This is a genomic window from Stenotrophomonas sp. GD03958 (genome assembly GCF_029839005.1).
Taxonomy (GTDB): domain Bacteria; phylum Pseudomonadota; class Gammaproteobacteria; order Xanthomonadales; family Xanthomonadaceae; genus Stenotrophomonas; species Stenotrophomonas hibiscicola.
The window spans coordinates 68,822-92,470 of record NZ_JAOBZT010000006.1 but is presented as its reverse complement, the minus strand read 5'-3'; the positions used below and the strand labels follow the sequence as shown (position 1 = coordinate 92,470).

The 23,649-nt window shown below is 62.7% G+C and carries 22 protein-coding genes and 1 tRNA gene; 13 read left to right on the top strand and 10 right to left on the bottom strand.

The features are described 5' to 3' along the window. Positions 1-5 precede the first annotated feature (5 nt). Together N5C25_RS03565 and N5C25_RS03560 are read left to right on the top strand one after the other, a co-directional pair. A complete protein-coding gene (locus N5C25_RS03565; RefSeq protein ID WP_019661394.1) occupies positions 6-1,142 on the top strand; it encodes a PAS domain-containing sensor histidine kinase in 1,137 nt (378 codons plus the stop codon). After that, positions 1,132-1,491 carry a response regulator gene (locus N5C25_RS03560; RefSeq protein WP_021202849.1) on the top strand — a complete coding sequence of 120 codons (360 nt, stop codon included), beginning with the start codon at positions 1,132-1,134 and terminating at the stop codon, positions 1,489-1,491. Before N5C25_RS03565 ends, N5C25_RS03560 begins: the two co-directional genes overlap by 11 nt. A 107-nt stretch (positions 1,492-1,598) precedes the next feature. Here the strand turns inward: N5C25_RS03560 and N5C25_RS03555 are convergent, their stop codons facing one another. Together N5C25_RS03555 and N5C25_RS03550 are read right to left on the bottom strand one after the other, a co-directional pair. After that, complete coding sequence (locus tag N5C25_RS03555; protein ID WP_111099126.1) at positions 1,599-2,063, bottom strand: GNAT family N-acetyltransferase; 465 nt, start codon at positions 2,061-2,063, stop codon at positions 1,599-1,601. A gap of 331 nt (positions 2,064-2,394) precedes the next feature. Continuing rightward, positions 2,395-2,471 (bottom strand) — tRNA-Arg (locus tag N5C25_RS03550). Positions 2,472-2,587: 116 nt separating this feature from the next. On the opposite strand from N5C25_RS03550, the gene N5C25_RS03545 reads away from it, so the two are divergent. From N5C25_RS03545 to N5C25_RS03520, 6 genes are all read left to right on the top strand, one after another. Continuing rightward, positions 2,588-3,247 carry a phosphatase PAP2 family protein gene (locus N5C25_RS03545; RefSeq protein ID WP_279936441.1) on the top strand — a complete coding sequence of 220 codons (660 nt, stop codon included), beginning with the start codon at positions 2,588-2,590 and terminating at the stop codon, positions 3,245-3,247. A gap of 60 nt (positions 3,248-3,307) precedes the next feature. Beyond that, complete coding sequence (locus N5C25_RS03540; protein WP_058982656.1) at positions 3,308-3,649, top strand: hypothetical protein; 342 nt, start codon at positions 3,308-3,310, stop codon at positions 3,647-3,649. Positions 3,650-3,729: 80 nt separating this feature from the next. Then, positions 3,730-4,839: a polysaccharide biosynthesis/export family protein gene (locus N5C25_RS03535; RefSeq protein WP_058982655.1), complete on the top strand. Its 1,110-nt coding sequence runs from the start codon at positions 3,730-3,732 to the stop codon at positions 4,837-4,839. Position 4,840: 1 nt separating this feature from the next. Further along, a complete protein-coding gene (locus N5C25_RS03530; protein WP_058982654.1) occupies positions 4,841-5,524 on the top strand; it encodes a YjbF family lipoprotein in 684 nt (227 codons plus the stop codon). 3 nt (positions 5,525-5,527) lie between these two features. Beyond that, positions 5,528-6,280: a capsule biosynthesis GfcC family protein gene (locus tag N5C25_RS03525; protein ID WP_279936440.1), complete on the top strand. Its 753-nt coding sequence runs from the start codon at positions 5,528-5,530 to the stop codon at positions 6,278-6,280. Next, positions 6,280-8,469 (top strand): YjbH domain-containing protein, encoded by a 2,190-nt coding sequence (locus N5C25_RS03520; protein ID WP_279936451.1) that lies wholly within the window; start codon positions 6,280-6,282, stop codon positions 8,467-8,469. Before N5C25_RS03525 ends, N5C25_RS03520 begins: the two co-directional genes overlap by 1 nt. Before the next feature lie 126 nt (positions 8,470-8,595). Here the strand turns inward: N5C25_RS03520 and N5C25_RS03515 are convergent, their stop codons facing one another. From N5C25_RS03515 to N5C25_RS03480, 8 genes are all read right to left on the bottom strand, one after another. Further along, complete coding sequence (locus N5C25_RS03515; RefSeq protein WP_279936439.1) at positions 8,596-9,708, bottom strand: DUF1972 domain-containing protein; 1,113 nt, start codon at positions 9,706-9,708, stop codon at positions 8,596-8,598. Next, positions 9,705-10,496, bottom strand: a complete 792-nt coding sequence (locus N5C25_RS03510; RefSeq protein WP_279936438.1) for a hypothetical protein — start codon at positions 10,494-10,496, stop codon at positions 9,705-9,707. The genes N5C25_RS03515 and N5C25_RS03510 overlap by 4 nt, the downstream gene beginning before the upstream one ends. Positions 10,497-10,635: 139 nt before the next feature. Beyond that, on the bottom strand, positions 10,636-11,427 hold the full coding sequence (locus tag N5C25_RS03505) for a hypothetical protein (protein ID WP_279936437.1): 792 nt from the start codon (positions 11,425-11,427) through the stop codon (positions 10,636-10,638). Positions 11,428-11,645: 218 nt separating this feature from the next. Then, positions 11,646-12,914 carry a hypothetical protein gene (locus tag N5C25_RS03500; RefSeq protein ID WP_279936436.1) on the bottom strand — a complete coding sequence of 423 codons (1,269 nt, stop codon included), beginning with the start codon at positions 12,912-12,914 and terminating at the stop codon, positions 11,646-11,648. 5 nt (positions 12,915-12,919) lie between these two features. After that, a complete protein-coding gene (locus tag N5C25_RS03495) occupies positions 12,920-14,140 on the bottom strand; it encodes an oligosaccharide flippase family protein (protein ID WP_279936435.1) in 1,221 nt (406 codons plus the stop codon). A 117-nt stretch (positions 14,141-14,257) separates the two neighbouring features. Beyond that, positions 14,258-16,465 (bottom strand): polysaccharide biosynthesis tyrosine autokinase, encoded by a 2,208-nt coding sequence (locus N5C25_RS03490; protein WP_279936434.1) that lies wholly within the window; start codon positions 16,463-16,465, stop codon positions 14,258-14,260. A gap of 48 nt (positions 16,466-16,513) precedes the next feature. Beyond that, a complete protein-coding gene (locus N5C25_RS03485) occupies positions 16,514-16,948 on the bottom strand; it encodes a low molecular weight phosphotyrosine protein phosphatase (protein WP_279936433.1) in 435 nt (144 codons plus the stop codon). Between the two features lie 150 nt (positions 16,949-17,098). Next, entirely contained in the window at positions 17,099-18,451 is a 1,353-nt protein-coding gene (locus tag N5C25_RS03480) for an undecaprenyl-phosphate glucose phosphotransferase (RefSeq protein WP_227844668.1), read from the bottom strand. A 526-nt stretch (positions 18,452-18,977) separates the two neighbouring features. Between N5C25_RS03480 and N5C25_RS03475 the strand changes: the two genes are divergently transcribed. From N5C25_RS03475 to N5C25_RS03455, 5 genes are all read left to right on the top strand, one after another. After that, complete coding sequence (locus N5C25_RS03475) at positions 18,978-20,510, top strand: aldehyde dehydrogenase family protein (protein ID WP_279936432.1); 1,533 nt, start codon at positions 18,978-18,980, stop codon at positions 20,508-20,510. Positions 20,511-20,550: 40 nt separating this feature from the next. Further along, positions 20,551-21,360 (top strand): SDR family oxidoreductase, encoded by an 810-nt coding sequence (locus tag N5C25_RS03470; RefSeq protein WP_279936431.1) that lies wholly within the window; start codon positions 20,551-20,553, stop codon positions 21,358-21,360. A 161-nt stretch (positions 21,361-21,521) separates the two neighbouring features. Further along, a complete protein-coding gene (locus tag N5C25_RS03465) occupies positions 21,522-21,806 on the top strand; it encodes a DUF4190 domain-containing protein (RefSeq protein ID WP_279936430.1) in 285 nt (94 codons plus the stop codon). A 4-nt stretch (positions 21,807-21,810) separates the two neighbouring features. Further along, the gene (locus N5C25_RS03460) at positions 21,811-22,581 is read left to right on the top strand and encodes a class I SAM-dependent methyltransferase (protein WP_279936429.1); all 771 of its coding nucleotides are present in this window, start codon (positions 21,811-21,813) and stop codon (positions 22,579-22,581) included. Between the two features lie 8 nt (positions 22,582-22,589). Further along, a complete protein-coding gene (locus tag N5C25_RS03455; RefSeq protein WP_279936428.1) occupies positions 22,590-23,645 on the top strand; it encodes a quinone-dependent dihydroorotate dehydrogenase in 1,056 nt (351 codons plus the stop codon). Positions 23,646-23,649 lie beyond the last annotated feature (4 nt).

The window sequence follows — 23,649 nt, the reverse complement described above, 5'->3', positions numbered from 1 at the left end:
CGTCCGTGCTGACGGACCCTTCCCGACAACTGCGACTGCTGATCGACAGCGTGCGCGATCATGCGCTGTACCTGCTTGATCCTGAAGGCATCGTCTGCAGCTGGAACCCCGGCGCCGAACGCATCAAAGGCTATTCAGCCGACGAAGTGGTGGGAACCCACTTCAGCCGCTTCTATCTGGCCGCCGACCGCGAGGCCGGCGAACCGCAGCGCCTGCTCCGCGTCGCAGCGCAACAAGGGCATGTCGCCAGCGAGGGCTGGCGGGTACGCCGTGATGGCTCGTCGTTCCGCGCCAGCGTGGTCATCGAGCCGGTCGTCGAAGCGGGCGAACTGCTCGGCTTCGTCAAGATCACCCGTGACATCACCGAGCAGTGGCAGGCGCAACGGCTGCTGCGTGATGCCCAGCGTGCGCTGCGCAATACCCAGCAGTTCGAAACGGTCGGCCGGCTCAGCCGCGGCCTGTCGCACGAGTTCAACAACCTGCTGACCACCATCGGCAACGCGCTGGACCTGCTGTCGCTGCGCGTCAGCGGTGACGATGCACGCGCCGCCGAGCTGCTGGATGCCGCGCAGGCGGCCACTGACCGTGGCGCGCTGCTGACCCGCCAGCTGCTGGCCTTCAGCACCGGCCAGACCCTGATCCGCGAACCGGTGGACATCAATACGCTGGTGCGGCAGTGGCTGCCGGACCTGCAACGCGCCTGCCCGCCCACGGTGACGCTGGATGCCCATCTCACCCCCGGCCTGCCGCAGGTGAGCACCGATGCGATGCAATTGCAGACCGCCCTGGCAAACCTGGTGGCCAATGCCGTGGAGGCCACCGCCGATGGCGGCCGCATCCTGATCGGCACCGCACTGGAACATCGCCTCGACCCGGATGCGGACACCACGCTGCAACGCGGCTATGTCACCCTCAGCGTCTGCGACGAAGGCCACGGCATGGCCGCCGACATCGCCGAGCGGGCCAGCGAGCCCTTCTTCACCACCAAGGACATCGGCAAGGGCAGCGGCCTGGGCCTGAGCCAGGTGTTCGGATTCACTACCCAGAGCGGCGGCTTCGTCGATGTGTCCACCACCCCCGGTGTCGGCACCACGGTCAGCCTGCTACTCCCCGCAACAGAGGATGCAACCGATGACCGATGAACCGATCCGCGTACTGATGGTGGAGGACCAGAACGATCTGCGCGAGATGATCGGCATGGCCCTGCGCGATTTCGGCATCGAGGTATCCACCACCGCCGACGGCCATGAAGCTGCCGCGTTGCTGAAAGGCGACGCACGCTTCGACGTGGTGTTCAGCGATGTCAGCATGCCCAACGGCATGTCCGGTATCGAGCTGAGCGAGCATGTGGCGCGCGAACAGCCGCAGGCGCGGATGATCCTCTCATCCGGATACGCGCGCTCGCAGCTGCCGCCACTGCCCGATCAGGTGGAATTCCTGCCCAAGCCGTATCGTTTGCGCCAGCTGGTGGAGCTGCTGAAGCAGGATTGAGGAAGGCCGGTCAAGCGCTCGACGGCCCTCATCCCTGACGCCCCAACGGCTTGCAATTATCCTGCGGGCAATGGTGTGCCCTGAAGGCCGCCACGCCGGAGCAGCGTTCAGCCCGAGGTGCGCTGCATGAACAGAAGGTCGGGGGTCGAGAACGCTTCAACCTGCTGGAAACCGAGGTCCCGGTACAGCGCCACGGCAGCCGTGTTGTCACGATAGACGCGCAGGGTGAGCTGCTGCACATCCGCTTGGCCCAGGGCCTGTGCACTCAATGCCTGCATGAGCAGCCGGCCAAGGCCGCGCCCGCGTGCCAGCGGGGAAACGATGATGCGGCCCAGGTGTGCGGTGCGGGCGTCAGTCATCCAGTATTGGCCGAATCCAACGCAGGTACCCTGCTCGTCCAACAGCGCCCAGCCTGGGCGCGACCCGAGTTCGAGCACCTGCGCGAACCGTTCCGGCAGCAGGGGAAACGGCACACCGGGGCCTGCCCAGCGCCGGGTCGCCTCGGCTGATTCAGGCCAGTTGGCCACGATGGCGTAGTGCGACGGCTGGACGGGGCGAAGCTGGGGGCTCATGGCATTCATGGTGCGTCATCTGCGCCAGGCCTACACGCTGCGCGGCCGCATTTGGGATCTGCCATAGGCAATAGATTCCAGACGCGCCGCCATCACGCCCCGTGTGCCGCGGCACCCAGCCCAGCCCGGTTTCGCGTGTTCAAAGGCCTCGGCGGGTTTCCCGTTGCCCCGCCCTCTGAAGCGGGTGTTTTCGCGACTGATCGGGTGCGTGACCGGCAGCCACGCCCACGTGGATTCGCGTCATGGCCTGCGCGGCGGCGGCGCTGGGCTGTCTGGGGAGGACTGCCTGCCGCTGCCGTCCGGCGAGCGGTTGCCATGCGGCTGTAGCAGATGGTGACCCCGGCCCGATTCGAACGGGCGACCTTCCCCTTAGGAGGGGGACGCTCTATCCAGCTGAGCTACGGGGCCATTGGCAGCGGAGAAGGATACCTCGTCTGGCTGAATGGACCAAGCACCGGGCGTTCTGCAGTACGCCCACCGTCAGTAATCTGTGCGCTTCTCCCCGCTGCACTTGCCGTCGCCGCATGATGACCTTCTGGCAGAGCCTGTCTGCACTCGGCGACAGCCGCGCCTTGTTTCCGTTTGCCGCTGTACTCGCCTTGTTTCTGCCGCCTTCTCACCGACACCTGCTATGGCGCTGGGCAGCGGCAATGATTGTAGTTGCCGCAACCACGCTAGCGAGCAAGATTGCCTTCATGGGTTGGGGTTTCGGCTTGAAGCATCTGGATTTCACCGGCGTCTCCGGGCACGCCGCCATGTCCAGCACCCTCTATCCCGTGGCCTTCTGGCTGCTGGCCAGCGGACGCAGCCGACAGCTGCCGGCCTGGGCCGTCGTGGGCGCAGGCCTAGCGCTCGCGATCGGCTACTCTCGACTGCCATTGCGAGCCCACTCCCCATCCGAAATCGTCATGGGACTCAGCCTCGGCCTGGCCGCGTCGGCATGGGTGCTGCGTGGCGGAGATACTCTGGGCAACACGCTGGTCGTGCGTGGCCGCGCCGCGCTGCTGGCCATTGCCGCCGGCGTGACCTCCCCGATACTGCTTGCAGACTTGCACACCCATGACCTCGTGAAGGCCGCGGCGAAGACACTGTCCGGCCGCGCGCAAGCGTTCGAGCGCCACGGCCTACGCGGCCATTCGGTCCCAGTCAGCGGCCATCATGGCGATAGCAATCACAAACCTTGACAGCAAGGATTCATCCGAAGAACATGTGAAAGGAATTTTCCCTGACGGAGCAGGCCTCCCATGTTCAAGAAGACGATCGCAGTTGTGGCACTGGCGGCCCTGTCCGCCTCCCCGATGATGAGTTTCGCGCAGGAAGCGCAGGCTACGGCCGGCACGGAGGCCACTGCGGCGGAAGTTGCCGGAGCGGAAGCTGCAGGCGTCTCGACCGCTGCTGTCGTGGGCACCACCGTAATCGGCGTGGCCGCCGCGGCCGTTGCGTACAGCATCGGCGGCGACAGCACCAGCGGCAGCAATGACGGCGGCGGCGGCACTGATCCGGGCGGCCCGGGTCCGGGCGGCCCTGGCACGGGTGGCACCGGCGGTACGGGCGGCACCGGTGGTACAGGCGGCACCGGCGGCTGATCAGCGCACTGCGTACCACTCAGGCCCTCGCCGGGCGCGGCCCGGCGGGGGTTTTTTATGCCTGCCAGACTCTCATCCCCATGAATAACATCACCCCTCGCCTCCTTGCCGCTGCGTTGACCGCACTGGCACTGTCCAGCTGTGCGCTTGCGCCGGGACAGCACCTGCGCCGCAGCGACGTTGCCGTCGACCGCAAGAGCGGCGATGGTCAGCTGGAAATCGTCAGCATCACGCCGAAGCTGATCGCCCAGGAAAACGCCGCGCGGACGCAGAATTCACTGCCAGCTGCGTTGTTCGATTACCAGCCTGCACCGTACACGGTCGGGGCCGGCGACATTCTCTATGTCACCGTATGGGATCACCCAGAATTGACCGTGCCGGCCGGTCCCCAGCAGCAGGGTGCTCTGGCAGGGCGCCTTGTGCAGAGTGACGGCACGATGTTCTACCCATACATCGGCAAGGTCACGGCCTCGGGAAAGACGCCGATGCAGCTCCGTGAGGAAATCAGCACCCGCTTGGCCAAGTACGTGGAATCGCCCCAGGTGGACGTATCCGTCCTCACCTATGGCAGCCAGCGGGTCTGGGTGACAGGCGCTGCCCAGCGATCCTCGCCGATTGCCCTGGGCACCTCGCCGCTGACGCTGGCAGATGCTATCAGCCAATCCGGACTGGACAACCAGCAGGCCGACTTGTCGGGCATCCAGCTCAGCCGGGAAGGCATCACTTACACGATCAACCTGGAAACCCTGGCTCGCGAGTTTGGCGGCCGCCAATTACTCCTCAAGGATGGCGACTCCATCTTCGTGCCCTACCTTGATCGCAAAGAGATCTTCGTGGTGGGCGAAGTGAATCAGCCCGGCGCCTACAGCTTCCGAACCGGTGATGTCTCGCTGAACCAGGCACTCGGCCGCGCTCGCGGCCTGCTTCAACAGACCGCAAACGGCAATGCCGTGTATGTCATCCGCGGCAGCACGGACCTACAACAGGAGCCCTCGATGGTCTATCAGCTGGAGGCGCGCTCTCCGACCGCTTTTGCCGCCGGCAGTCAGTTCCATCTGCAGCCGGGCGACGTCGTATTTGTCGGCGCGGCCGGCGTCAGCCGTTGGAACCGCTTCGTGAATCAGCTGCTGCCCTTCACCAATATCCTGTACAACGCGGCGCGTACCGGAACCGAAATCAAGGACAACTGACATGGCTCGCATGGATGCGGCCTGCCACCGCCCTGCACATCGCGCCCATGGCGCGCTGTTGCTGGTCGCCGTCGCCGCCCTGCTGTTCACCGGGTGCACCACCGGCAGCCGCTCCACACTGGATACCTTCCGGCTGATCACCCATCGCCCGGCACAGGCGACCGCAGAAGGCGTGGCCAGCAACCGCTTCCCGCAGATGCAGGTGGAAACTCCCGATCTCACCGCAGTGGCTGTTCTGGGCTACGTCGATGGAGGCCGCCAGCAGTGGTTCGCGGGTTCACATGCGGTGTTCGAAATGGACGCCCACGGCCTGCTGCTGGGTGGCAGCGGCCTGGGGCAGCAATGGCACGCGCGTATCGATGGACCCTCGCCCTTCGATGACCTGCGTACAGTGACCACGCCCGTTGCGGTGCAGCGCCGGTATGACTGGATTCCCGCCTACCAGGTCGACGTAGCCGTGACCGGGATCCTGAGCAGGGGCGAACTGGAGCAGGTGGAGATACTGGGTTCGCGCCGGACCCTGCAGCGGTTCGACGAGCAGCTGCAAGGCGGTGGCATGAGTGGCCGCAATGTCTACTGGGCCGATCCTGCCACAGGCTTCATCTGGAAGAGCCGCCAGCATCTGGCGCCCGGTCGTGTTGCTGAGCTGACCCAGCTCAAACCCTATCGCCCGGCCAAGGACTGAGCCATGACGTTCAGATTTATCAACCTGGTAGTGCTTGCCGCGCTGTTCGCTGCCACTGGCGTCCAGGCCGCGCAGGTACATATCGAAGGTGCCGTTGAAGCAGCAGGGCAGTACGAGCTGCGTACCGGCGCCCGTCTGGCCGACGGCCTGCTGCTGGCCCGTCCCAAGGCCGACGCCTACCTGCTGGGGGCAAGTCTCGAACGCCTGCAGGCCCTGCCGGCCCAGGTGCGGCTGCGCGCGGGGCTGCAGTATGGCGCCGGGCAGCTGGCAGAGTCTGCCGACGCACAGGTTGTGACGCTCGCGCAGGCATTGCAGACCTGGCTGGAGACACATCCGGCCACCGGCCGGACGCCCATCGCCGGGCCCGCACGACTGATCCAGGTCCAGCCTGCGAACAACCCGGTACTAGCCACAGGTGACAGGCTGCGGTTTCCGCTACGGCCACGCACCGTCACTGTCATGGGCGCAGTGGACCAGGAGTGCGAGCTGCCACACGGTCCGCATCGCGATGCACGCGACTATCTGCGTGACTGTCATCCCAGCCCCCTTGCCGACCGCAACGACATCTACGTGATCCAGCCCGACGGGCGAATCCAGCAGTTGGGCATCGGCCTGTGGAACCGCGCAGATCCCCAGGCTGTCGCGCCCGGGGGTACGGTTTTCGTGCCCGTGCGCGCCTCCCTGATCAAGCGCATCGACCCGCTGTTCAACAGCGATTTCGCCGCGTTCATCGCCACCCAGCCCGTCAACCCGTGATGATCCAGTCCTGCCTGCGCGCGCACCCAGTGCGCCCCGCCCGTTTTGCACTGAGCGCGCTTGCGTTGTCGCTGTCCTGCGCACTGCATGCCCAGGAGGCACCGCTCCCCACTGCCAACGAATGGGGTGGGATCGGTCTTCTGCAGACACCTACCGCGCGCATGGCAAGCGACGGAGACCTGAGCTTCACTGCGTCGTACAACGCCCCCTACGCCCGCTACAACCTGACACTTCAGCCATTCCCGTGGCTGGAGGCCTCATTCCGCTACATCAACGTCAACAATTTGCTGTACGGGCCTAGCATTGCCGGCGATCAGCATTACAAGGACAAGTCGATCGACTTCAAACTGCGCCTGTGGCAGGAATCACGCCTGCTCCCGCAGCTTGCCTTTGGTGTGCGCGATCTGGGCGGCACCGGATTCTTTTCCAGCGAATACCTGGTTGCTAACAAGAATTTCGGCCCGATCGATGCCTCGATCGGACTTGCCACCGGGTACATCGGCAATCGCGGCGATTTCTCGAACCCACTGGGCGCCATCGATGATCGTTTCAAAGACCGGCGCTCCATTGCCAACAGCGACATCACGCAGTCCGGAAAGTTCGGCCTGAGCAACATGTTCAAGGGGCCGGTCGGTATCTTCGGCGGCATCACCTACCAGACGCCGATGGATGAGCTGCTGCTCAAAGTGGAATACGACGGCAACGACTACCGGCGTGAACCGCGAAACAACAACCTCCGCCAGCGCACGCCATTCAACGTGGGGCTGGTCTATGTGCCGAACCGCAATGTCGAACTGACTGCAGCCTGGGAGCGCGGCGACGCGGCGATGTTCTCGCTCACCCTGCGTGGCAATCCCGGCAACGCGCCAGCTGCGCCGAAGCCGTTCGACCCGCCACCGCAGCGGCTGTTGCCCGCGACAACCGCCGCCGATCAGCGCGCATCAGTCGCCAGCAGCGACGCTTCTGGTGCCGCTCCTGGCACCAGTACCGACTGGGCAGCAATCAGCACCGAACTGCAGCGCAATGCCGGGTTCCGTGTCGAACGCATTTCGCGCCGCGGCGACGAGCTCTATGTCGACGGTTACCAGACCCGCTACCTGCATCCTGCCAAGGGCCTTGGACGCGCGACGCGCATTCTTGCCAACGCGACCGGCGATGACTACGACTGGTTCACCCTGCGCACCACCCGCGTGGGCATGCCGATCGCCGATCTGTCAATCAACCGCGAAGCGTTCGCGGGGTACCTGGATGGCACCGTCAGCGAAGACGTACTGCGGCGGAGCACGGAACTGCAGGCGCCCGGCGCGCTCGCGCGCGAAACGCTGTACACGCCCAAGCGCAACCCATTCGGCGGCGGCTTCAACATCGGCTACCGGCAGAATCTTGGCGGCCCTGATGGCTTCATCCTGTACCAGATCGCAGCCAATTACTCGGGCAGCCTGTTCCTGCGCGACAACATCTGGCTGACCGGCACCGTCAGTGCTGATGTCACCAACAACTACCACAAGTTCAAGTACAACGCCCCAAGTCGCCTGCCACGCGTGCGGACGGACATCCGCCAATACCTGACCACCTCCGACATCATGCTGCCCAATCTGCAGGCCAACATCGCCGGACGGCTGGCACCGGACCTGTATGGCATCGCCTACGCAGGCTACCTGGAGTGGATGTATGCCGGCGTCGGCGGCGAACTGCTGTATCGCCCAAGCGGCGAGCGCTGGGCGGTTGGCGTGAATCTCAACCGGGTGCAGCAGCGCGACTACGATCAGCACTGGGGCCTCCGCGACTATAGGGTCACCACCGGCCACGCCACGCTCTACTATGCCTTCGACGCCCGTGAACGCATCATCGGCTCGCTGTCGGTGGGCCAGTACCTGGCCGGCGACAAGGGTGCCACTCTGGACCTGGCCCGTGTGTTCGACAACGGCGTGACCATGGGCGCGTATGCGACCAAGACCGATGTCTCGGCGCGTGACTTCGGTGAAGGCAGCTTCGACAAGGGCATTTACTTCAGCATCCCACTGGACGGATTCCTGCCTCGCTCCACACGTGGCCGCGCAGCGTTTAACTGGAATCCACTGATCCGTGACGGCGGAGCAATGCTGGGTCGGAAGTATGGGCTGTATGGCCTGACCGGCGATCAGGATGAGCGCTTCTTCTACGACAATCTGCGCGCCATCAGCGAATGACCATCCGGTACGACGTCTCTCAGATGAGATCACGTCCGTACGTGATATGAATCGTGCGCTGACGCAGAGTGGTTCTGCCCAGCGCCGCTGAAGGGGGGACGGCGGCAGTCATGCCATCAACGGACATCACTCGTTGGCGGCACTTGACGACGCGGATAGCAACGTTTCGTACTTGGCCAGGATGAAGTCCCAAGTGAACTCCGCCGAGAATCTGGCCTTGCTTTCCTGGCTCAGCCTGTCCCGCTCGGAAGGCTTTTCAAGAACTGTCGAGATATGGCCACTCAGCTCTTCAACATCATTGAAGTAGAGAGCCCCACTCCCCGCAACCCATCTGTTGAATCTATTGTCATGAGCGAGGATTGCGTTGCCTGCACCCATTGCCTCCACCAATGAGGGATTGGTACCGCCTACTTGGTGGCCGTGCAGGTAGAACGAAGAGAAGTAACGAAGCGCCTGCACCACATTTTTGTCATAGACCGCTCCAACGAAGCGGACCTCCGAACTTGCAGCTGCAATCACCGAGCGATGGTACGCAGAACCGTGGTCATACTTCCCGAGCACGATCAGCGGCATGCCACGCCGGGCCCGCGAGTAGGCCTGGACGATCTCAAGCAACGAGTTCTCTGGCTCTGGCCGAGCAATTACGGTAGCGAATTGGTGAGGTACAACATTGAACGGATCCAGCAGAGAACGATCCGCCCCCACTACCTCCTTGGCACCATAGGCAATGGTCGTGATCTTCTTCGCCGGCGCCCGCGTCTGCAGGTGCGTGGCGATTTCCGGATGATCCGCTACGAGCGCGTGGCATATATGGCAGCCGGCGCGTTCGTTGAGCCATAGCCACGACTTCGCCATGATTCCCCACTTGGCGCGAGACCATTCGATGCCGTCCATGTTCATAACGGTCCTGACACCGCGCGCGCGCAGAATCGCGGCGAAAGACGCGGTGTTGTAGCCAAGAATCAGGCAGAGATCGTTCTTGAACTCCGACGCGTGAATCGTAGAACGCAGATCGAACTTCACCGTAGCCAGCGCACCATCACCGGAAACGGGAATGTTCACAAGCTCAACGCCTTCCCAACTGCCGTTGTACGACTGCCCAGCACCTTCCTTCTGGCAGTACACCACAACCCGCCAGCCGCGATCGACGAGATACTTTGATAGGTGTTCGGCAAACGTTTCAAACCCGCCATGCGTGGCAGGCACGCCACGAATGCCAAGAATCCGCAACGTCTTCATACGCTTACTCTCCGCACCAGAGACGTCGCCACGGAATATCGCCTGATTGCAAAAGACTCTTTCAGACCAGGCATGCTACTTCTCTCTCCAAGCAATACAGCAACAATCACCAGAACATCACGAAAGCCCGCCAGCACCACATTTCCGGGACGATGCCTTCCCAATCGCCACTTCATCAGGAAGCGATTTCTTACACCCAGCAGATCAGGAATCACCTTACCCCTTTGAAAACCCCGGACCGAACGGACATGACCGAACCCCGGAAGCATCACCGACCGGCTACCGACGCCGACCTTGCTCGCGCGAACACAGAGTTCCGCGTCTTCACGATACGCAAGGAAGGTATCGTCGAAGAAATATCCCGTGGCGCTAACGATCGCGTCAAACCCTCTGGCCGAAACAAGCATGCAGGCGCCGGTAACGCCGCAGACGTCGGACACAGATCCATCGAGCCGAGGCAGCGGGCGGCCCTGATCGATATCAAAGTGTCGACCAGAGCGGGACCATGCAATTCCAAGACTATCGACCAGCGCAACCGAACTTGAATCGTCATCAATCCGCGCAAGTGCGGGGCCATACAGGCAATTCTCAGCCTGCCCTTCAACTACAGCCGACAACGCCGAGATCGCACCCGGGTCCAAAAGAACATCCGGATTGAGCACCAGCACACGGGCTGCGCCAGCCGAGAATGCCCGTTTCAGCAACCTGTTGTGCCCGGAAGCAAATCCCAGATTGTCGAAGCGATGTTCAACATTAACCGACTGACCGAGACCAACGTCGTCGATCATCGCCAACACGGAGTCACGGAGCGCAGATCTTCCGGAAATCAGAATCCATAGCTTCCCGAATTCATTCCGGACCGCCGCGAGAGAATGCAGCGTTCGCTGCAGATCTGCCAGGCTCGGCCTGAATACAACGAGTGAGATATCAAGCATACGATCCCTGAGCAATTAGCTGTGCAACCCTGCTAGCCCGTGACTTCCAGGAGTTTTTGTCCACGAAATCCAATCGCCAGCCGGTGGAGATGGACATGGCATTGTTCCAATCGCCTATCGCGCCAGTGTCGCTTCCGATGCCGTGGAGAAAGGCCATCGAGTCGTCAATACCATTGGGCCAGAGAAGGCGTGGACAAACCACCTTGATACCAAGCGAGAGCAGCTGGTAGACCTTCATCAGATCCTGGCTGAGCGTGTAGTCGGTGACAACATGCGGAACAAGGCCCACGGTCCTGGCACCAGTCATCGTGGCGAGCTCTTCCGATGACAACCAGCCAAATGTCCGGACCGGTCGATTGGCTGAAATCGATGCTTCCAGAATACCGAGTATCGCAGGGTCCGTGCCCGGTGCCCCGATCACGATGTCATCGAACGGCCACTCGAGAAGCGCAGAACGAAGGAGCTCCAGATCTGTCCGGCCCTTGAACAGATGGCCAAGGACAATAAGTCGCCTGCGGTCATCGCCGCCCGCCGGCAAGCGGGCCAAGTTGCAATCGACGCCATTGGGAACTATCGACTCCGGACCCAGTCCCAGCCTCGCCGCCATATAGGGCGTATTGCAGGTGACCGTCAACCCCCTCGCCCCGCCCTTCCGGATACGAGAGTAAGTCATGGACGCCAGGAGCCTGTGCCAGAGATTGATATCCGGCGCTATCGACCAGTCGTCATAGAAGTCGGCCCAGACCACGTCTTCCCGAGACCAGCCCTGGAACACCGGAGACAATATTGCAACCTTTCCGGCACCGGCTCTTGGCTTCGGATACCAGCGCCCCCTGTTCTCGTTGCGCTCCGAAGTCTCACCCCGACCGTGAAACTGATGAGCTACTGGCCTCGCAACCACGTTCAGCAAAGACAGCTCATGCACCAGACGCGCAGGCCGAGTCTCAACCTTCCGACATGGGGACTGGATTGCCCATGCAATCGAATCAATATTTGCATCCATTACCTGTATCCCATTCCACGACTGCAAGCGCGCCACGCAAATACATAGAAGATTGCGGCAGCAACCGGGAAGGTACTGGCACCAGCCAAGCCGGCCACCTGCGCCATGATTGCCCAGCATACGAAGAAGCCGTAGATGCAGGCAGCTACCGCCTTCGCATCACCGTCCGACTCCTTGACTGCGGTCGAGAATCTGCCAGCCACCGCACACAAGGCGAGAATCAGCAAGAAGCTACTGAAGAACGTACCGAAGTACCAGAAGTTCGCATATCCCTCGCCCATCAACGTGGGTGGTGTGCCGCCACCAATGAAATTCTTGCCGGAAAGCTCCTTGATTTCGCGATCAAGCGAAAGCTGTTCGCCAGGCAACGCAGAGATAAACAGCGTGAAATAGGTCTCACCAAATTTGAGGTTCATCTGGCCCGAATCAATCAGGTGCTTGGTCAGCACTGCATTGCTTGGAACAACGCCTGCATAATGGGTCAGGGCCGTCAGTGCCACGCCGACATAGTTCCCGGCAGCCAGATCCTCGCTGTACTCAGCGTAATCGTAGAACGCCTCTTGACTGACCACGCGATATCCGCCAATTGCGGCCACCATGAGAACCAGGGCAATGCCACCTGCCAGGACTCTCATGCCGGTGAGCTTGTAGAGTCCATACGCCCATGCCGCCAGCGCGATGGGACAGATCAGATACAGCAACGGGCTGCGGTTTGCCAAGCCAACGATGATAAGGAAGGCAATCCCTGCACTCAACCAGCCAAAGCGCCTTCTCAGTGCAACCAGCAGGGAAGATGCGGGGATGCTCATGTACGCCATCAGACGCAGATAGCCGGTTCCGGAAACCGCCGCGTCGACTCGTCCCTGCTCAACGTCCCCACCAAGGAAAGGTACGCCCTGGGTAGCGAAGAACACCAAGGCAGACACGACGCTGGCAGCAAGCGTCAACCAGCAGAGCATCGACAGGCGCCGTGGCAGGATCCACATAGGGCGGCCACCGGGACGAAGCTGCTTTGCGACAATCAGTCCTGCCAGCACACCGCTAACCTGCAGCCCCCACAGGAAGAGATACTCCAAGTAGTCATCACCTACCAGGAGATGAGCCGCGAGCGAGCCGACTACAATAGAAATGATGCCGATCGAGGCAGGAGTCAGCGGGTACGGAAGCCCATAGTTGCGACGGCCCTGCACGGAAAAGCACAGCAGCGCGGCAAGCACCGTAACCAAGAGATGCAGGGCAATGAGATAAGGCTTGTCCGTTTCAAACATAACCCTTACACCTTTCCTGCATCATTCTTCATCTGCCGCCCTCTGAGAACCAGGTAGAAGGCGAGCGAGGCGTACTCCGCGGCGAGAATTCCGACCACGGCAGACAGCGCACTGCTGAGGAAAGCCGAAACCACGGCTACACCAACCACCGCGCCCAACAAAGCTGGAAGGGTGGGCACCCAGAGTGACGCATGAAGTCGGAGCCACGTGGACAGCTGCGGGTTCATCCACAGAGGAACCAGGACCGGTGCGAAGAACGCCAGCACCATCAGCACTCTCCCATCGACCGGGACTGGCAGACCAGAGATTTTTACTGCGGCATAGCCCAGCCAGATGGCAACGGCGCATGCCGCTCCCATCGCGACCGTCGACCTGAAGTCCCCCCCCGGGCGGGCATCCTGTGCCCTACGAAGGAACAGCAGTGGCGCCGACAGTACCGAGATGCTGCTGAGGAGCAGAATGGGATAACTGGCAAGAGCAAGGAACCCTGCAGCCTCATAGTTGCCTGCAGCACCCAACATGAAGACTGGAAGTCTCCACACCACCGCTGCGCAGATCGTTGTCACCATGAAGGGCGCCGCCGACCTAAGCAACTTGAGCGTATCGCCTAAAGCGAACGCTACGAGCCCAAGCCTGCGCCCCAGTAGAGTGGCGAGGCAGCCAAGTAGACAGGTCGCAGGATAGATCCAGACGTGGTCAGCGAGACTGCCGCCTAGCGACAGCAGCGCCAGCAGGAAGAGCCCTCCACCAACAAGCTTCTCCCGCAGAAGCGCCGCGACTTCACCAGAGCCTCCAATCCTCAGCGAAATCCTGACGGCAGAGCAGTACGCCATAGCCGCTGCGGCTAGCGAGCAGGTCAGTACCAGCACAAGACCCGATCCGCCTCCTGCCAATGCACCAGCCTGCGGCGTGACGAGTGCGACCACCGCGGCAATCGATACGCAGACTCTCAACACAATCAGCGCAGAGAGAGTCTGGGCCGGGCTGGCGACTTCATCCGCGCCGGCAAGCAGCCACGTCGCAGCGGAATCCATCCCAGAGTCTGAGAGCAGCGAGGCGGTAGCCAGCGCAGTCACAACGATGGAAATCCGGCCAAATGCGTCATCCGTAAGCAGAATCGATGCCACAAGGAGGGCCAAGATTGGCACCCCTCGGGCAAGCGTCATCATCCCGCCGTAGACGAAACGATGTCTGCGGATGGAACTCCAAGCGGTTCGAGCTTTCATCTCATCACAATCCCGAACTGCAGCTGCCAGGTGACTCGGCGAGATGATCGACGTCGATACCAAACAGCAGTGCCGAAAACCTTCTCAGGAACGGGAAAGCCTGAATCTGCGGACCCATCAGTTGGCGTTCGACTTGTACTCGTAGTAGCCATAGCTGTAGTAGCCAACCGCGCGCTTCTCAACGGCATTGAAGATTGCGCCCTTCAGCTTTACCCCATTCTGTTCAAAGCGACGACGCGCCAACTCAAGCTCCTTCTTCTGGTTGAGCCCAAAGCGGGCAACCAGAAGCGAAGTCCCCGCGTGATGCGCCATGATCGCAGCGTCGGTCACGGCGAGGATAGGCGGCGTATCGATGATGACGATGTCGTACGCACCAGAAACCCCTGCAATGAACCGGGTAAAGTTCTCGTGCATCAACAGTTCTGATGGGTTTGGCGGAACATTGCCCCGAGGAATGAAGTCAAGTCCGTCAACCCCCTCGATCGGGCGAATGACATCGGAAAGCTCAGCGCGCCCCACGAGCAAATCCGGAAGGCCTGGCGCCTGCGTTACGCCAAATGCACGATGGAGGGTTCCCTTGCGCATGTCAGCATCGACGACAAGCACCCGTTGGCCAGTCTGGGCGATGACCGCCGCAAGGTTTGACGAAACGAAGGTCTTGCCCGCATTGGGGCTTGCACCGGAGATCAGCAAGACGTTGTTCTTCGCCTCGAGCCTCGCAAAGTGAAGACTCGTTCTGAGACTCCTCATGGCCTCAATGGCGAGATCTGCAGGTTCACGGATGGTGAGAAGATGCATCCTCCCATCTCCCTTGAAGTTGCCTCGAACGGAGTCGTTTCGCTGACTGACGCTCACCGGGATCGAGGCGTACACCGGCAGGCCTATATTCTCGATCTCAGCCGGATCCTCCACTCCCCGGCGCAGGAACTGACGCAGAATCACGAATCCAACGGAAAGCGCAAGACCAAGGACCAGGCCAATAAGGACCAGAAGCCCACGACGTGGCTTTACCGGCGTGGTTGCATCAACGTCGGACGGATCGACGATTCGGACGTTGCCAACGGTACCTGCCTTGGCAACATCCAGTTGCTGCGCCTGGTTCAGCATGGCGGTATACATCTCATTGCTGACCTGCAGGTCACGCGTGAGACGAAGAAGCTCCTGCTGTGCCTCCGGCAATTGCTTGACCTGCCCCTGGAAGCCTGCCTTGCGCGATTCCAGATCGCCAATCTGCTTCATGAGCGATTGGTAGGCAGGGTGATCCTTCGTGAACTTCCGATCCATCTCAGCCCGCTCGAGGCGAAGCTGTTGAATGCTGGTCTCGACCGCCACTTCCTGCTCGAGAAGTCCTTTGGTCTGCAACGTCAGATCCACGGAATTGGCACGGGTCTGGTAGGCGCTCAGGGACTTCTGCGCGGCATCCACCTGCTGACGGATGACGGGCAACTGTTTGTTGACGAACTCAAGCTGCGCGGAAGCCTCGGCAGAGTTCCTGTCGACATTCTGTCGCACATAAGCTTGCGCAACTTCCTGCAAGAACGATCGGGCAAGCCCAGGATCTGCATTATCGTAGGCAAGCTTCAGGATACCGGAATCCTTCCCGGCCTCGCCGATCATCAATGCCTCCTGAAGATCACCGACCACGGTCTGCAACCGCTGCTTGACCACGGAGAAGCGCGCACCCGGCACGGCACGCAACTGCTCGACCTGCATCAGGACGCCGTGCTCATTCAGCGTGTCGCCAACGCGCCCGGCAACGAGAACATCTCCATCGTCGTCAAGCAGAGTGAAGGCCCCCTCTTCACCTGCGACCAGTGTCAGCTCCTTTGCGACGAGCTTGTCTGGAACCTCAAGCCGGTAGATCTTCAGATCTTCACCACCCCAGCCATAGCTGGACATGCCCAGTACGGTGGAGGCAAGCGTTTCGGGCTCTTCCGCTTCGTGACGACGTGCAAGGTAGCCGCCAACAACTGGGAACCTGCGCGGCTTGACCTCGACTTCCAGACCAAGCTTCTGAACTGCAGTTCCAATGACGGTGCGTGAGCGCAGCAGCGCGATTTCCGTCGTGGATTCAGCAGTCCCCATGCCTAGCGATTGACTCAGGTCGTTGAGGCCCGGAATCGAGGGAGCCTTCGGCTCAACCTGGACAATTGCGTCGGCGCGATAGATCGGAGTTGCTAGCAATGCATATGCCGCTGTCACCACAACGAGCGAGCATGTGATCCCAGCGATCCACCACTTATTGTCAAGCAGCGTGCCAAGCATCTGCCGAAGATCAAAATCCTCACCTTCTTCAGGGCGCGAGCTGCGCGTATCACTAGTCATATTCAGTTCTGATCGTTAGAAGCAAAAGTCAAATGATGTGAAACATCATCAAAGATGACGCGCCCAGCTCTCCACACCCTCGGCCATCAACTTGTAGACATGCTCGAACGCCGGGCGCTGCTGGCGGTATGGGTCGGGAATCTCCCGATCCTGCTGCCATTTGCCCAGCAGAAAGGTTTTTCCAGAGGCCTGCGGTGCGATCTCGGCGATGCGGCGCACGTGCTTGCGCTCCATGGTCAGCACCAGATCAGCGGCTCCCAGGATGGCGTCATCGATCTGGCGCGCGCGATGGGCCAGGCCATCCATGCCCTGCTCAACCAGCAGCTCCTGCGCCGTGGGATCAATGCCATGCCCAACCAGCGCACCGAGGCCCGCGGAGGACACCTGGATCCCCTTGCCCTCGACCGCCTGGCGCAGCATCACTTCTGCGGAGGGGCTGCGACAGATGTTGCCGACACATACAAATAGAACGTTCTTGAACACTGATCTGGATCCTGTGGCATTCCTTGCGGCGCACGCGACCAGAACATCCGGAGTCGGCGGCAGCCGCACAGCATACCTTACAAACGCATTACAGGCGATGAAATCACCAACAGATTCATGGAATTACGTCGCAGTTCCAGAAATCCCCCCCTAGTACGCCGACTTCTGCCCCAGCACCTTCAGCGCGGTCAGCACAATGATCCGCACGTCAAGCGTCGGGCTCCAGCGCCGGATGTAATCGATGTCGTACTGCACGCGTTTCTTCATCGAGCGCAGCTCCGGCGTCTCACCACGCAGGCCGTGCACCTGCGCCCAGCCGGTAATCCCAGGCTTGACGTAGTGACGATGCATGTAGCGCTCGATCACGCGCTCGTAGTGGTTGTTGTGCTGAATCGCGTGCGGGCGCGGCCCGACCACCGACATGTTTCCACCCAGCACGTTGAAGAACTGCGGCAGTTCGTCCAGGCTGCTGCGGCGCAGGAAGGCGCCGAACCGGGTGACTCGCGGATCACCGCGCCTAGCCTGGGTAATCTGCCCCTCTCCCTCTGCATGCACGCGCATGGAGCGGAATTTGAGCATCCAGAACTCCTTGCCACCCAGCCCGTGACGCTTCTGGCGGAACAGCACTGGCCCGGGCGAACTCAGCTTCACGCCAATGGCGAGCACGACAAACAACGGCGCCAGCAGGACCACCGCGACACCAGCCACGAGGATGTCCTCGATCCGCTTGAACAGGCGAAACCGGTGGTCTGCCAAGCCCTGCCGCACACCGATCATCGGCACATCACCCACTTGGTGCAGACCGGGGTTGAGCGCCCCCAGGCCCGTGGTATCAGGGATCAGACGCACAGGCACCGGAAATCGCTCGATCTGCTTGAGCATGTCCCTGACCGCGGCGGCATCCCCCATCGGCATCGACACCCAGACTTGATCGAACTCACCCCGATGCTGATCCATGTACTGCGGGACCTCAGCCAGCAAGCCCAGTCGGCGCGGTGCATCACCGCCACGGCGGGTGGCGATATCGCCTGCACCGGCGAAGTAGCCAATGACTTCCTTGCCCAGCTCCGGCTTGCCACGCAGCAGGCGGTGCAGTTTCAGGGCCGGGGCGCGAAGTCCGACCAGCAGGACCCGCTCGCGGTCCATCCCACGCGAGCGCAGCCGATGCAACTGCACCCTCAGCAGCACACGCAGCGCCGCCATCGATCCCAGGCCAAAGGCATACCAGCCAATCAGCCACGTCGACGGCACCACATCGGCAAGCCCGACCAGGACGACGTAGAGCGAGAACAGCGCAAAAGTGGCAGACCACGCCAACAGCAGCAGCCAGAGATCAGCGAGAAGCCCTCGCATCCGCCAGTTCCGATACAACGGCGCGACCGAGAAGCAAACGACAGCGCTGAGAACCACCGCACCAAATACGATTCGCTGGGAAGAATCCGGCGCACCTGTTCCGTACAAAAGAAAGTGAGAAAGCACTGCCATCCCCGGCAGCAACAGCATGTCGCCCAAGCGCAACCCCAACTCCAGGGCAGCCCGCGCTTCAACACGGCGGCGGCCCGCCCGGGCCCGCTCTGCGGGAAGGTCTTCTACTGATCCATGTAGCAATGCACTTCTCCATATCTCGGCTCGAGGGGGCGCGGAACCAGCGCCCACGTGCATGGACTCCCCAGCCAGCACGGAATCATCGAGGTTGCGTCAATCAAATGTGGACGAATTGTGAATGAAGATTGAGCCAAAAGATAGAAATTTCGACAGAGTGCGCGCCCACCCAATCATGCCAAAATAGCACTAACTTGCTGAAATCATTAATGAATTTTCATTTGTCAATTTGAATCAACATGCGTCATTTCGCGTCAATAAAGGAACGCGATTGCGCGCCTCATGTCGGTCCGCTGGCGCCCGGGGCCCACCCCGCACCGCACCAAAGCCCCACCACCACCCTCTGCTACCATCGGCGGTTCTGTTCATCGCGTCCCCCACCTGCCCGCGATGGCGCCAAACAACGTAACGAAACACAGGAGTCTGCATGTCTTCCGAGCTGCTCAAGTCCCTTGGCCTGGACGCGATCAACGCTGGCACGTACCTGGGCAACGGGGAGTGGTCGAGCGCGACCAGCGGTGAGCTGATCACCCCGGTCAACCCGACCACCGGCGAGCCGATCGCACAGGTCCGCGCGACCACCGAGGCCGAGTACGAGACCGTCGTCGCCCGCGCGCAGGAAGCCTTCAAGGTCTGGCGCACCACGCCTGCCCCGCGCCGCGGTGAGGCCGTGCGCCTGTGCGGCGAAGCGCTGCGCAGGCACAAGGATGCGCTGGGTTCGCTGGTCGCCCTGGAAATGGGCAAGAGCAAGCCGGAAGGCGACGGCGAAGTGCAGGAGATGATCGACATCGCCGATTTCGCCGTGGGCCAGAGCCGCATGCTGTACGGCTACACCATGCATTCCGAGCGCCCCGGCCACCGCATGTACGAGCAGTACCATCCGCTGGGTCTGGTCGGCATCATCTCGGCCTTCAACTTCCCGGTCGCGGTGTGGAGCTGGAATTCGTTCCTGGCCGCCGTCTGTGGCGACGTCTGCATCTGGAAGCCGTCCAACAAGACCCCGCTGACCGCCATCGCCTCGCTGAAGATCTGCAACGAGGCCCTGCGCGAAGCCGGCTTCCCGGATATCTTCTTCCTGATCAACGATGCCGGCACCGCGCTGTCGGAGAAGCTGGTCGATGACCGTCGCGTGCCGCTGATCAGCTTCACCGGCTCGACCCAGGTCGGCCGCACCGTCAACGAGAAGGTCGCGCGCCGCCTGGGCCGCTGCCTGCTGGAACTGGGCGGCAACAACGCCATCATCCTGGACGAAACCGCCGACCTGAAGCTGGCCGTGCCGGGCATCGTGTTCGGTGCGGTCGGCACCGCCGGCCAGCGCTGCACCACCACTCGCCGCCTGATCGTGCACCGCTCGATCTACGCCGACGTACTGGCCACCCTGGTCAAGGCTTACAAGCAGGTGGAAGGCAAGATCGGCGACCCGACCGATGCCGCCAACCTGATGGGCCCGCTGAACAGCGAAGGCGCCGTACAGCAGTTCCTCGATGCCATCGCCCAGGCCAAGGCCGCCGGCGGCACCATCGAAACCGGCGGCACCCGCATCGATCGACCGGGTAACTTCGTACTGCCCGCCATCGTCTCTGGCCTGAAGAACAGCGACGCCGTGGTCCAGCACGAGACCTTCGCGCCGATCCTGTACGTGATGCCGTACGACAGCATCGACGAAGCCATCGACATGCAGAACGGCGTGCCGCAGGGCCTGTCGTCCTCGATCTTCACCCAGAACCTGAAGACCGCCGAGAAGTTCCTGTCGGCCGCCGGCAGCGACTGCGGCATCGCCAACGTCAACATCGGCACGTCCGGTGCGGAGATCGGTGGCGCCTTCGGTGGCGAGAAGGACACCGGCGGTGGCCGCGAGTCCGGTTCGGATGCGTGGAAGGTCTACATGCGCCGTCAGACCAACACCATCAACTATTCGGACTCGCTGCCGCTGGCCCAGGGCATCAAGTTCGACCTGTAACGCTATCTGTAGTGCCGGGCCATGCCCGGCAGGATGCGCCATGAACACCGCAGGAAATGCAGCCGAGCATGGCTCGGCTCTACAGGGTGGCAAGCCGGTGATTGATTTCACCGGCCGCCGCGTGCTGATCGCCGGCGGCACCAAGGGTATTGGCCGTGAAATGGCACTGGCCTTTGCCGGTGCCGGTGCGCAGGTCTCGGCCTGCGCCCGCGGCCAGGCCGGCCTGGATGTCCTGCGTGCCGATGCACGGGCGCAGGGCTTCGAACTGCACGCGTTCTCTACCGATCTGGCCGATCCCGGCCAGATCCAGGCCTGGCTGCAGGCCGCCGCCGATGCCCTCGGCGGTATCGATGTACTGGTCAACAATGCCACGGGCTACGGCATGGTCGACGACGAGGACGGCTGGGCCGCCAGCCTGCAGATCGACCTGATGGCGGCCGTGCGTGCCTCACGCCTGGCACTGCCGTGGCTGCGCGCATCCAGCGATGCCTGCATCCTCAACCTGTCCTCGATCGCCGCCCAGCAGCCGCGTCCCGGTGGCGCGCCCTACGCTGCCGCCAAGGCCGCGCTGTCGCACTACACCACCTCGCAGGCACTAGCCCTGGCCAAGGACCGGATCCGGGTCAATGCCATCGCCCCGGGCTCGATCGAGTTCGATGACGGCCTGTGGGATCGCCGCCGCACCGAAGATCCCGCCCTGTACCACGGCACCCTGGCGAAGATCCCGTTCGGCCGCTTCGGCCACCCGCGCGAGATCGCCGACGCTGCCCTGTTCCTGTGCTCGCCGCTGGCGCGCTGGATCACCGGTCATGTGCTCAACGTGGATGGCGGCCAGGTGTTGATGGGCTGAATCTGTAGAGACGAGCCCATGCTCGGCTTGCACGCAAGACGCGGTCGATCCCGCATCAGCCCAAGGGGGCAGCCGAGCATGGGCTCGGCTCTACAGGGCACTGCCCATGGGATTGCCCCGGCAGACGCACTATCATGTGCACACTGCCAAGGAGGACCCCGATGAGCGTGGCACCCCGACAGACAAGCGCCCTGGCCGTGGTCAGCCTGGTCATGGGCATCGCCAGTTGGACCGTCCTGCCCTTCGTGGCCAGCATCGTGGCCATCATCACCGGCCACATGGCCCGCGCCGAGATCCGCCGCCGCCCGCATGAACTGGAAGGCGATGGCCTCGCCGTCACCGGCCTGGTGCTGGGCTGGGTGATGGTCGGCGCCGTGATCGCCGCCATCCTGGTCTTCATCCTGTTCTTCGGCGGCCTGGCGTGGCTGGCGGCAGTGTCGAAGTGACGCCATGACTGCCTCCGACAGCACTGAACGCTTCAGCAGCCGCGTCGCCGACTACGTCCGCTACCGGCCCGATTACCCGCCCGCCCTGTTGGAGTGGCTGCATGGCCCGATGGGCGTCAGCCACGAGGCCGTGGTCGCCGACATCGGCGCCGGCACCGGTATTTCCAGTGGCCTGTTCCTGGCCAGCGGCCATCCAGTAGTCGCGGTTGAACCCAACGCCGCCATGCGGGGCGCGGCCGAGGAATGGCTGGCACCGCAGTACCCGCAGTTCCGTGCGGTGGACGGCCGCGCCGAGGCCACCACACTGGACGATGCCAGCATCGATCTGGTCAGCGTCGCGCAGGCCTTCCACTGGTTCGACACCGTGGCGGTGCGCGCCGAGTGGCAGCGCATCCTGCGCCCGGGTGGCCTGGCACTGATCTACTGGAACTCGCGCCTGCTCGATGCCAGCCCGTTCCTGATCGGCTACGAGCAGCTGCTGCTGGACTACGGCACCGACTACACCGCCGTTGCCGAGCGCTACCAGGACGACGCCACCATGCAGGCGTGGTTCGGCCCCGGCCTGCGCGGCATGGTGGAGCTGCCGAACGTGCAACATCTGGATTTCGACGCCCTGCGCGGGCGCCTGCTGTCCTCCTCCTACGCACCCCAAGCCGGTCATCCGCGCCATGCGCCGATGATCGCCGCCCTGCAGGACCTGTTCGCCGCCCACGCGGTCGACGGCCAGGTTGCTTTTGAATATCGAACCCGAGCCTTCCTCGGCACGCTGGACTGAACCGACGCATGTATTCGCTTGCCCGCCCCTTCCTGTTCTCGCTCGACGCCGAGCGCGCCCACGGCCTCGGCCTGTCCGCACTGGACCTGGCCTATCGCACCGGCACCACGCCGCTGCTGGCCGCACGCATCGCGCCGATGCCGAGCACAGTGTTCGGGCTGACCTTCCCCAATCCGGTCGGCCTGGCCGCCGGCCTGGACAAGAATGGCGAGCACATCGATGCATTGTTCGCGCTGGGTTTCGGCTTCGTCGAAATCGGCACCATCACCCCGCGTCCGCAGGCCGGCAATCCGCAGCCGCGCCTGTTCCGGCTGCCAGCGCACAACGCAATCATCAACCGCATGGGCTTCAACAATGCGGGCGTGGACGCGCTGGTGCGCAATGTCGAGCGCGCGCGCAACCGCCGCGGCCTGCTCGGCATCAACATCGGCAAGAACAAGGACACGCCCAACGAACAGGCCGTGGACGATTACATCGCCTGCCTGGACAAGGTCTATCCGCTGGCCGACTACATCACCGTCAACATCTCCTCGCCCAACACTGCCGGCCTGCGTGAACTGCAGGAGGAAACCGCGCTGCGCCAGCTGGTCAGCCAGTTGCGCGACCGCCAGGAAGCACTGGCCGCGCAGCATGGCCGCCGCGTCCCGATGCTGGTGAAGGTGGCACCGGACCTGAGCGAGCGCGACATCGATGCCGCCGCCCGCGTACTGGGCGAACTGCAGGTGGACGGCGTGATCGCCACCAATACCACCATCGACCACAGCAAGGTGGCCGGCGATCCGCAGGCCAACGAAGCCGGCGGCCTGTCCGGCGCGCCGGTGCTGGAGCAGTCCACGCTGGTACTGCGCCGCCTGCGTTCGCGCCTGCCCGAATCGGTCCCGCTGGTCGGCGTCGGCGGCATCCTGTCCGGTGCCGATGCGGTGGCCAAGATGGCCGCAGGCGCGGCGCTGGTGCAGTGCTACAGCGGCTTGATCTTCCGTGGCCCGGCGTTGGTCTCTGAATGCGTGGAGGCGATCCGTCGCCGCCGCGAAGCGCCGAGCCGCGGCGCGGTGGCCCCACTGTGAGCGC

Bases quoted from the DNA above. Each gene is read 5' to 3' on its own strand.
- N5C25_RS03520 (WP_279936451.1), top strand. From the start codon at position 6,280: ATGATCCAGTCCTGCCTGCGCGCGCACCCAGTGCGCCCCGCCCGTTTT.
- N5C25_RS03535 (WP_058982655.1), top strand. From the start codon at position 3,730: ATGAATAACATCACCCCTCGCCTCCTTGCCGCTGCGTTGACCGCACTG.
- N5C25_RS03540 (WP_058982656.1), top strand. From the start codon at position 3,308: ATGTTCAAGAAGACGATCGCAGTTGTGGCACTGGCGGCCCTGTCCGCC.
- N5C25_RS03500 (WP_279936436.1), bottom strand. From the start codon at position 12,914: ATGTTTGAAACGGACAAGCCTTATCTCATTGCCCTGCATCTCTTGGTT.
- N5C25_RS03530 (WP_058982654.1), top strand. From the start codon at position 4,841: ATGGCTCGCATGGATGCGGCCTGCCACCGCCCTGCACATCGCGCCCAT.
- N5C25_RS03490 (WP_279936434.1), bottom strand. From the start codon at position 16,465: ATGACTAGTGATACGCGCAGCTCGCGCCCTGAAGAAGGTGAGGATTTT.
- N5C25_RS03475 (WP_279936432.1), top strand. From the start codon at position 18,978: ATGTCTTCCGAGCTGCTCAAGTCCCTTGGCCTGGACGCGATCAACGCT.
- N5C25_RS03470 (WP_279936431.1), top strand. From the start codon at position 20,551: ATGAACACCGCAGGAAATGCAGCCGAGCATGGCTCGGCTCTACAGGGT.
- N5C25_RS03495 (WP_279936435.1), bottom strand. From the start codon at position 14,140: ATGAAAGCTCGAACCGCTTGGAGTTCCATCCGCAGACATCGTTTCGTC.
- N5C25_RS03510 (WP_279936438.1), bottom strand. From the start codon at position 10,496: ATGATCGACGACGTTGGTCTCGGTCAGTCGGTTAATGTTGAACATCGC.
- N5C25_RS03465 (WP_279936430.1), top strand. From the start codon at position 21,522: ATGAGCGTGGCACCCCGACAGACAAGCGCCCTGGCCGTGGTCAGCCTG.
- N5C25_RS03480 (WP_227844668.1), bottom strand. From the start codon at position 18,451: ATGCTGTTGCTGCCGGGGATGGCAGTGCTTTCTCACTTTCTTTTGTAC.
- N5C25_RS03545 (WP_279936441.1), top strand. From the start codon at position 2,588: ATGATGACCTTCTGGCAGAGCCTGTCTGCACTCGGCGACAGCCGCGCC.
- N5C25_RS03455 (WP_279936428.1), top strand. From the start codon at position 22,590: ATGTATTCGCTTGCCCGCCCCTTCCTGTTCTCGCTCGACGCCGAGCGC.
- N5C25_RS03515 (WP_279936439.1), bottom strand. From the start codon at position 9,708: ATGAAGACGTTGCGGATTCTTGGCATTCGTGGCGTGCCTGCCACGCAT.
- N5C25_RS03560 (WP_021202849.1), top strand. From the start codon at position 1,132: ATGACCGATGAACCGATCCGCGTACTGATGGTGGAGGACCAGAACGAT.
- N5C25_RS03460 (WP_279936429.1), top strand. From the start codon at position 21,811: ATGACTGCCTCCGACAGCACTGAACGCTTCAGCAGCCGCGTCGCCGAC.
- N5C25_RS03525 (WP_279936440.1), top strand. From the start codon at position 5,528: ATGACGTTCAGATTTATCAACCTGGTAGTGCTTGCCGCGCTGTTCGCT.
- N5C25_RS03555 (WP_111099126.1), bottom strand. From the start codon at position 2,063: ATGAGCCCCCAGCTTCGCCCCGTCCAGCCGTCGCACTACGCCATCGTG.